This window comes from Caballeronia arationis, from assembly GCF_001544975.2.
Classification (GTDB): domain Bacteria; phylum Pseudomonadota; class Gammaproteobacteria; order Burkholderiales; family Burkholderiaceae; genus Caballeronia; species Caballeronia arationis.
Genome location: NZ_FCOG02000209.1, coordinates 1 through 7,376, shown reverse-complemented (window position 1 = coordinate 7,376; position 7,376 = coordinate 1). Strand labels below are relative to the sequence as shown.

The window sequence follows — 7,376 nt, the reverse complement described above, 5'->3', positions numbered from 1 at the left end:
TTACCGAGAACTGGATCGGCGCTCACGAACGCCAAGATGAGACCGTGAGAAAGGCGCAAGAACTCGGCACTCTCGAGTTATATGCTCACCTCCCATTTGCAAGGCAATTGTGCATGACGAGGAGGGTGGTTGCGGACTTACTTATATATCAGGACTCGATCGCGGTCGTGCCCGCCGGCCCCGATGGATTGCGCCGCAAAGGGCCTAATCTAACTAGCGGACTCGAGGTCCGAGAAATGTCTTAGGCTTGCATTTGCGCGGTCCAACCTGTCTTGCCATCGTTCAATTCACCTGTACAACCGCGGTTGAGTTAAATGCTATGGCGCCTGTGCTCGCGGATCCTCCCAGCCACTTTCCTGGGGGGCTCGGGGCTGGACGCCTGCGGGCGGCATGGTGCTGAGCCGCCGCGTCCAGTTCGCGCGGGTTGATGCCATCAATCGTCGCGGAAAGAAAATGCGTCTTGGCGAAGCCCCGGTCGTCCCACCACCCAGCAGGCCAACGTGCCACGGCGACGCAAACATGATCCCAACGGCAAACTTGCCGCGACGGACCGTGTAACGCACGAAGTCGCGCAGACCGTCCGAGGTTGTGATTGTGTCGCCGCAATCGAAGGCGGCGACGATTTGATTGCTCTGCATCGGTTGGTCGGCGACGGTCAGCGCCGCGGCAGCCAGCCTAGGTCGATCGGCCGCGCGAGGAGTCTGCGGGGTTCAGCATGATCGCCCATCGGGTCACAGCTATGCCGGCCAAATGGCAGAGCGCCGTGACCGGCGTGTAAGCCACGCCGAACACCGCGGCGGTGCCGAACATCTCTCCGGGAAGGGAACACCGATAAAGACCCGGGCCCAGGCGACCAATGCCCCGGCCAGCACCGTGAACGCCCCACCCAGCAACGCCCATGAACACCGGCGCGACCGATTTTCCCCATGCCCAGCAGAAGTAAAACGGGCGCTTCGAAAGAGCGTGAGGACACGCCGGTCCGAGAGACGTTCTCAGCCAGGAATGCGCTCAATACGATTTCGCCGACTTCAGTGATCCACGTATGTTTCCCCGCCCCGCGGGAAATCATGACTTAAGGAAATCTTAAGATGGTACGCGGGACAATTCAGGCATACAGGATCGAAGGAACAAGATGCGCCTGCTCTTGGTCGAGGGCGACGTGATGATCGCCGACACAATGCTCGAATCGATGCGTCGCGCAGGCTATGCAATCGACTGGGCCGAAGATGGCCGCACAGCCGAACTGTCACTACGCAATAGTGCCTACGATCTTGTCTTGCTTGATCTTGACCCGCCCAAGGGCGACGGTATCGATGTGCTGAGCCGTTATAGGCAAGCGGGCGGAGCGGCGGCGGTGATCATCCTAACGGCGCGCGACACGGGCGATGATCGCAGTCGCGGCCTAGATGTCGGCGCGGACGATTACCTGGTGAAGCCGTTCGAACTTGATGAGTTTGTCGCGCGCGTGCGTACGTTGCTGCGACGGCGTGCCGGGCCCACGCAGTCCGTCTTTGAACATGGCGAACTCAGGCTTGATGCTGCCGCGCAAAAGGCAACAAAGAATGGTGAAATTCTCGCACTCCTCCCGCGCGAGTTCGCGTTGTTGCAGACGCTGATTGAAGAACCGACACGCGTGTTCCTACGTGCCGACCTAGAAAAGAAGCTGTATGGCTCGTTCGACGATGAGGCGAGCACTGTCATCGAAGGCGATGTGCATGGGCTTCAGCGCAAGGTCGGCGCGGAGCAGATTGTGACGATACGCGGTGTTGGCTACCGTCTTATGAGTCTCGGATGACATAGATCCTGCGCTGGATTGGATCTTCATGAAAACTTGACTTTATTGGGAACCGGCGAGTGGCGGGATTCTCATTCTTCGATGTTAATTAACACGCCCGAGAGTTTCTCCTCTGGATCATTCAGGCTGAGCGCGACCGTGGACCAACGACCAGGCGCGACGACCTCCGAACTGGCGCGCCTGAAGGAACCGGAGCGCGAAAATCGTGAATTGCGCACCGCTAACGAGATCCTCCGCAAGGCCTCGGCATATTTCGCGCAGGCGGAGCTCGACCGCCGATCGAAGCCATGATCGCGTTCATCGACGAGCATCGCGACGTCTACGGTGTCGAGCCGATCTGCCGCCTGCTGCCGATCGCGCCGTCGACGTATTACCGGCACGCCGGGCGGCGCAGCGATCCGGAGCAATGGCCAAGGCGAGTGCGTCGCGATGCTGAACGAAGGCCCTCATTCGGGCGGTCTGGGACGAGAGCTTCGGCGTGTGTGGTGTGCGCAAGGTCTGGCGTCAGTTGCTGCGCGATGGTGTGAAGGTCGCGCGCTGCACGGTTGCGCGCCTGATGAGGATGATGGGCCTCGAAGGTGTTCGTCGTGGGCGCCGGATCAAGACGACGCAGCGCGACGATGCAGTGCCGTGCCCGCTGGACCGGGTCAAACGTCAGTTCCGGGCCGACCAGCCAAACAGCTGTGGGCCGCGGATTTATAGTCGAGCGCATCAAACTTGTAGGACACGGGCTCAGCACTCCGGGCGTCACCCCTCGTGAGAAGCAGGTTGGCGGCAAACCAGCCGTCCGGCAAACGGTGGGCGGACGGGGAAACTGAGTAACCGTTGTACTGGTGAATATGTTTATTGTTTTGCATAAGCGATAACCGGACGACGCCCGCACGATAACGATGCCGTGCAGGCGAATAAATCGAAATTGGGGCGAGACGGATCGTGTCGGAAAGACAAATTGACAAATTCAGCGAGCGCCTTCACATCGGCCGGCTTCGCGACATGAAGATCAAAACCAGCTTCATGGCATCGGGCGGCGACCTCGTGAGGCGGCATTTCTCCGGTAATGGCGACGAGCAGTGTGCGTTTGCCCGGGTTCTCTGTGCGCCTCACGTGCTGCGCCACCTCATATCCGTTTGCACCTGGCATGTCGATATCGAGCATGGCCGCGTCGGGTTGCCAGGTGGAGAACCACCGAAGCGCGGTAATCTCGTCGGTGGCGGTGCGCACCTCAAAATTGTGAGACTCGAAAAACACGGCGACTGCTGCGGTTGCATTGAGGTCGTCGTCAGCGAGCAGAAGTTTTTTGCGCATGGAAGAAGGATGCCACTGGCGGAAGTGCCGTACGGCGCGTCCGCGGCGGCGAACCCAGCCGCCCGACTTGAGTTGCCCTGACCGGTATCTGCTGGCACCATGCCCACGTTCCCACAGCAAGGCGCGAGCGTTGGTGTTTAAAGGATCATGAGCTCCGGGACGACTGCCGTGCGAGAGTCGCTTACTGATCGTTGCGCCTGGACCCGCCGGCACGCCATATGGCACCTGCCACAAAGCTCACGGCCGCCACCGCTGCCAGCGCGATGAAGGGGTTCGTGGCTGTGGTTTCGCGCACCGCGCTCGCGGCGTCGGCGCGAAGCTGCTGCGCTTTACCGGCGAACTCCCTCGCCTTGCCTGCCAGTTGCGCCGCGGAGTCGCCGACCAGCGCGCCGGCCGCGCCCTGAACTGTGAGACGGGTAAGCGGCAGCAACGATCCGGCCGAGAAAAGGGAGGAGAGAGCCATGGAGCGACTGGTCGACGTACTGGACAGCAGTGGCACTGTCATTCACACCTATCCCATCACGCTTGGGCAACCGGGAGATGAGGTGGACGACGCGGCTTACGAAGCAAAAGCGCTCGAGGCGGCCGCCCACGGCCGGCTGGTTTCCGACGCGGAACTCGGGAGCCTGTCCGCCAGAATCCACCTCGGTCGCGGCGGCCAGATGGCACCCTACGGCGATGACGTGGCAAGCAGTTCGGAAACGAAACCGGGCCTCGAACAGAGTGTTCGCGAGCGCGCCTACTTTCTATGGGAGCAGGACGGGCGGCCCGTCGGACGCGCGGAGGAATACTGGCATCGCGCGCTGAAGCAGCATCTGCGGGAGCGGGCTCACGTACTCTGGGTGCAGGATGGGCGTCCTGAAGGACGGGCCGACGAATACTGGCAGCGGATTCGCGACTTCGAGGCGCAATGATCGCCGCAAGTCCCGTGACTTGATTGGCGGCGATCACTACCCTTCACGTCAGACAGGTGCGCTTTGTCCCTCCATACGCGTTGAAGCAAAAGCGCCGCCCGACGTTAGCCAATATCGATGGTTCGGCTGGCGGATCGCAAGGCCTCGTGTTTTGGTACGGTCAAGGTGAGCACGCCCTTGTCAAACTTTGCGAGAGCATGATCGGGATCGGCGTCTTCGGGCATCGGGATCGTGCGCGTGAAAGCCCCGTATGCGCGTTCCAGCCGGTAGCAGCCGTCCTCCTCACTGTGCACATCCTGCCTTTTCTCGCCGCGCAGCACCAGCGCGCCGTCCTCGACGCTGATGGTCAGATCCTCCCGCTCCATGCCTGGTAACTCGACGGTCACGCGCAGTATCTTCCCTTCGTCGACCACGTCAATGCGCGGCTGGAAACGCGATGAACTGAAGTCGCCAAACCATCGTTCGAGCGTGCCGCGCACGGCAAACGGATCGGGAAAAAAATCCTCCAGCGCACGTAAGGAATCGCGCGAGAAAAGTCGCTGGATATCAGGCCACGCGGCACGCCACGGTTCGCTCGACCGCTGATTCTCCGGGCTGTGCGTGTCGGACCTGCTTCCTGAGCCGCGAAGGAATTTGAAAGGGCTCCACTTTTTCGGGTCGTGGTTCATCGTCTTCTCCTCGATGGTCTGACAGGAAAACCGGATATCCATCAGCGCTCAATCTGCAAGACTTCTGCTGAAGTCGCTGCACTTCGCCTCGCGAGGCGACCACCATTCTTCCACGGCGATCAGCGTCCAGGCCAAGATGACGCAGGATGGCGACCTCACGGTCGCCATCGACTTTTCTCCTACCGTCGTTGCTGATCTTCCGGGCTCAGTTCGTCTGCACCTCGATGCGTCGCGGCCTTGCTTCGTCGCGGCGCGGAATGGTCAGTTTCAGTACGCCGTCCTGCAGGTTCGCGTCGATCTTCGACGTGTCGAAGTCCGGGCTCAGCGAGAACGCCCGCGCGAACCGCGGCTCGCGGATCTCGGCGTGCTGCAGACGCAGACCGGCGGGTGTCGGCACGACCGCTTCTGCCTCGATGTACAGATTGCCGTCGTGCACCTTCACCTCGAGCTTGTCCTTCGTGACGCCCGGCAGGTCCGCCCACAGCGTGATGCCCTGGCTGTCCTCGAATACGTCAACTGCGGGTGTGAGCGTCATCCGCCGCGACGGCTGGTCAGCCTCGCGTCGTGCTGCCTGTTTCTGGTCGCGCTCAGCAACCTGTGTCCTGTCGTTCATGGCCTGCTCCTAGAATTATGGGCGTTACTGGACTGTGATGGCCCGCGGCTTCGATGCTTCGCGCTTACCGACCGTAATCGACAGGCAGCCGTTGGTGTAGCGCGCCTGCACCTTGTCGGGATCGGCGTTCTGCGGTAGTTCGATCACGCGCCGGAATGCGCCGCTGAAGCGCTCCTGCGCGTAGGTGCGAACGTCATCGCGCGTGTCACCGCTGGCGTCGGGCCGCGCAGGCTTGCGCTCGCCGGCAATCGTCAGCAACCCCTTGTCGACCGAGACGTCGAGTACACCGGCGCTCAGGCCCGGCGCGAACGCGACAATCTCAATCGAGTCGTCGGTCGCACCGATGTTCATGTACGGGAACGTAGCGCCGGAGCGGCCGGAGCGGATGCTGGACGGGAAGCCGCTGAAGAGGCTCGTCATCTCCCGTTGCAGACGGTCAAACTCGCTGAAGGGGCTGGGTCTGGAATAAAGATCACTCATGGTCGTATCCTCCCTGAATGCAGCATGGAGGCGAACGGGCTTACGCGCTCCAGTTCGCCTGCCAGCTGCTGGCAAACAAATCGAAACACGCAGCGCGCCCTGGTGCCACCGGCGCGTCTGCCTGAGCGAAATCCAAGATAGGCACTGCGCCGGAAATTTCAAGGGGGAAAATCTGAACTTGAAAACCTTATCCCAGCTCCTATTGTCGAGAGGCACGGAAACGACCACACGGAGGACACCATGGAATTCAGTTCTGACTGGCTTACGCTGGGCAGGCACCGCGTCCGGCTGCGTTCGACCCGAGGCTTTCCGACTGAAACGATGCGAAGCGTGGCGGAAGTCGTAAGGCTTGCTATCGATAACAACATGAGTGCGCGCGCGCGGCTGGTCGAGATCGTCTACCAGGAGGACCAGATCTACGATATCGCCGTGGGCACGACCGTGGTGGAAGACTGCGTCTGTGCGCCTCAACTGGAAGCGGCAATGTCAGTGGTGCTGGGCCTCCCGACGGAACAGGTGAACGTCACCGTGACGACGGTGAGTCAGGAGGAAGTCGACCTGCACTTCGGCGTCTACGAGCGCATGCTCGCCGAGAAACTGGGCGTTGTGCCGCCGATCCAGTGATTGCCCGGCTATTTCGCTGCGGCGCAACGGCGGACCTGAGTTGATTCGCCGGGTACGCCCGGGATCAGAACCAAAACGTCAGATGGGAGCAGCATCATGAAACAGCGCTCAAAGGCACTGCTCGCGTTTCTGGCTGCCAGCCCGGCGGCGGCTGCGGCGGCTGAGCCACCCTTGAAGACCTTGCCGTCGCAACAGGACATCTGGATCACGGGCACGATCCAGCGGGGCCACGGACAGTACGCGCCGGGCGACTATACGACGCTGCGGCTGGACCGTCCGTCAAACTCGCCGTGTAACGACAAGGTCGTCACCGACATTGTGCTCGGTATGGCGGGCGTACCCGAGCCTTTGCTCCGAATATTCGGTGGTGCTCGGCGACAGCACCCCGCTCGCAGTCGAGCCGTTGGACCTGCGGCTACGGCGAAAGCAGCTGGTATCTGCGCGTTGCCGATACAGGGTTAGGCATTGCGCCCGCGGACCGGGTCCGCGTATTCGACGAATTCGAACGGGCCGCGGGCGACGATATACCCGGCGTGGGCCTCGGACTGGCGATCGTCAAGGAGCTTTGCCGGGTACTCGACGGCAGGATTCGCTTTGAGACCCGCCAAGGGCTCGGCACGACCTTTGATATCCGCTTTCCCCTCCGGAATGAGGCTTCCCAGGACTCGAACCACTGAACGTGAGAGATGTCTTTAACGCCTCTTTCGAATCTCGAGTGGGTGGAGTGCCGGGTCAAGTGCGGGCGCAAGCCCGGCGAAGCGAACACTTGACGCGCGTCGGGTAGATAAGCTGAGGCAGGGCCGGTTGCGGCAGAATGAGGCGACCAGCCCTGCGAGACGAAGCGAACATGACGAATCAGCTCTTTGAAGCCGTCTTGGGAATCAATGCCCCGTGGTACGTCTCAGGATTGCCCACATCTTCGGGATCTGACGCGAAAGAATTGCTTGTAAACGCGTAGCGTCAATGTTAACTTTCGT

Annotated in this window: 10 protein-coding genes, 2 pseudogenes and 1 other annotated feature; of the genes and pseudogenes, 6 read left to right on the top strand and 6 right to left on the bottom strand. The window is 61.3% G+C overall.

Features of this window, described 5'->3' with window-relative positions; genetic code table 11:
* The first annotated feature begins 1,132 nt into the window (after positions 1 to 1,132).
* Both AWB81_RS39105 and AWB81_RS47665 read left to right on the top strand, forming a co-directional pair.
* Entirely contained in the window at positions 1,133 to 1,795 is a 663-nt protein-coding gene (locus AWB81_RS39105) for a response regulator (RefSeq protein WP_062643576.1), read from the top strand.
* Between the two features lie 113 nt (positions 1,796 to 1,908).
* Positions 1,909 to 2,477: pseudogene (locus AWB81_RS47665) on the top strand (IS3 family transposase); the annotation flags it as partial.
* Positions 2,041 to 2,157: a sequence feature (AL1L pseudoknot), on the top strand. Its footprint overlaps the pseudogene before it by 117 nt.
* On the opposite strand, the gene AWB81_RS48630 reads toward AWB81_RS47665, so the two are convergent.
* From AWB81_RS48630 to AWB81_RS39085, 3 genes are all read right to left on the bottom strand, one after another.
* Entirely contained in the window at positions 2,443 to 2,652 is a 210-nt protein-coding gene (locus AWB81_RS48630) for a hypothetical protein (protein WP_087135511.1), read from the bottom strand. The pseudogene AWB81_RS47665 and the gene AWB81_RS48630 sit on opposite strands and share 35 nt — an antisense overlap.
* A complete protein-coding gene (locus tag AWB81_RS39090; protein WP_062643575.1) occupies positions 2,639 to 3,100 on the bottom strand; it encodes a response regulator in 462 nt (153 codons plus the stop codon). Before AWB81_RS39090 ends, AWB81_RS48630 begins: the two co-directional genes overlap by 14 nt.
* 181 nt (positions 3,101 to 3,281) lie before the next feature.
* Positions 3,282 to 3,563, bottom strand: coding sequence for a CsbD family protein (locus AWB81_RS39085; RefSeq protein WP_062643574.1), 282 nt, complete (start codon positions 3,561 to 3,563; stop codon positions 3,282 to 3,284).
* On the opposite strand from AWB81_RS39085, the gene AWB81_RS39080 reads away from it, so the two are divergent.
* Entirely contained in the window at positions 3,562 to 4,014 is a 453-nt protein-coding gene (locus AWB81_RS39080) for a DUF2934 domain-containing protein (RefSeq protein WP_062643572.1), read from the top strand. The two genes, AWB81_RS39085 and AWB81_RS39080, sit on opposite strands and share 2 nt — an antisense overlap.
* A 104-nt stretch (positions 4,015 to 4,118) precedes the next feature.
* On the opposite strand, the gene AWB81_RS39075 is transcribed toward AWB81_RS39080, so the two are convergent.
* The 3 genes from AWB81_RS39075 to AWB81_RS39065 form a co-directional block, all read right to left on the bottom strand.
* Positions 4,119 to 4,682 carry an Hsp20/alpha crystallin family protein gene (locus AWB81_RS39075; RefSeq protein WP_062643579.1) on the bottom strand — a complete coding sequence of 188 codons (564 nt, stop codon included), beginning with the start codon at positions 4,680 to 4,682 and terminating at the stop codon, positions 4,119 to 4,121.
* A 205-nt stretch (positions 4,683 to 4,887) separates the two neighbouring features.
* Positions 4,888 to 5,295, bottom strand: coding sequence for an Hsp20/alpha crystallin family protein (locus AWB81_RS39070; protein ID WP_062643570.1), 408 nt, complete (start codon positions 5,293 to 5,295; stop codon positions 4,888 to 4,890).
* 24 nt (positions 5,296 to 5,319) lie between these two features.
* Positions 5,320 to 5,775, bottom strand: coding sequence for an Hsp20/alpha crystallin family protein (locus tag AWB81_RS39065; protein ID WP_062643568.1), 456 nt, complete (start codon positions 5,773 to 5,775; stop codon positions 5,320 to 5,322).
* 240 nt (positions 5,776 to 6,015) lie between these two features.
* Here AWB81_RS39065 and AWB81_RS39060 point away from each other — a divergent pair, with 240 nt between their 5' ends.
* The 3 genes and pseudogenes from AWB81_RS39060 to AWB81_RS39050 all read left to right on the top strand — a co-directional run.
* Positions 6,016 to 6,399: a hypothetical protein gene (locus AWB81_RS39060; RefSeq protein ID WP_062643565.1), complete on the top strand. Its 384-nt coding sequence runs from the start codon at positions 6,016 to 6,018 to the stop codon at positions 6,397 to 6,399.
* A gap of 96 nt (positions 6,400 to 6,495) precedes the next feature.
* The gene (locus AWB81_RS39055; protein ID WP_235026150.1) at positions 6,496 to 6,861 is read left to right on the top strand and encodes a hypothetical protein; all 366 of its coding nucleotides are present in this window, start codon (positions 6,496 to 6,498) and stop codon (positions 6,859 to 6,861) included.
* A pseudogene (locus AWB81_RS39050) lies at positions 6,831 to 7,076 on the top strand (sensor histidine kinase); the annotation flags it as partial. The gene AWB81_RS39055 and the pseudogene AWB81_RS39050, both read left to right, overlap by 31 nt.
* Between the last annotated feature and the right edge of the window lie 300 nt (positions 7,077 to 7,376).

Excerpts from the sequence above, each read along its gene's own strand:
- AWB81_RS39105 (WP_062643576.1), top strand. The coding sequence starts at position 1,133 with ATGCGCCTGCTCTTGGTCGAGGGCGACGTGATGATCGCCGACACAATG.
- AWB81_RS48630 (WP_087135511.1), bottom strand. The coding sequence starts at position 2,652 with ATGCAAAACAATAAACATATTCACCAGTACAACGGTTACTCAGTTTCC.
- AWB81_RS39090 (WP_062643575.1), bottom strand. The coding sequence starts at position 3,100 with ATGCGCAAAAAACTTCTGCTCGCTGACGACGACCTCAATGCAACCGCA.
- AWB81_RS39080 (WP_062643572.1), top strand. The coding sequence starts at position 3,562 with ATGGAGCGACTGGTCGACGTACTGGACAGCAGTGGCACTGTCATTCAC.
- AWB81_RS39085 (WP_062643574.1), bottom strand. The coding sequence starts at position 3,563 with ATGGCTCTCTCCTCCCTTTTCTCGGCCGGATCGTTGCTGCCGCTTACC.
- AWB81_RS39075 (WP_062643579.1), bottom strand. The coding sequence starts at position 4,682 with ATGAACCACGACCCGAAAAAGTGGAGCCCTTTCAAATTCCTTCGCGGC.
- AWB81_RS39070 (WP_062643570.1), bottom strand. The coding sequence starts at position 5,295 with ATGAACGACAGGACACAGGTTGCTGAGCGCGACCAGAAACAGGCAGCA.
- AWB81_RS39065 (WP_062643568.1), bottom strand. The coding sequence starts at position 5,775 with ATGAGTGATCTTTATTCCAGACCCAGCCCCTTCAGCGAGTTTGACCGT.
- AWB81_RS39060 (WP_062643565.1), top strand. The coding sequence starts at position 6,016 with ATGGAATTCAGTTCTGACTGGCTTACGCTGGGCAGGCACCGCGTCCGG.
- AWB81_RS39055 (WP_235026150.1), top strand. The coding sequence starts at position 6,496 with ATGAAACAGCGCTCAAAGGCACTGCTCGCGTTTCTGGCTGCCAGCCCG.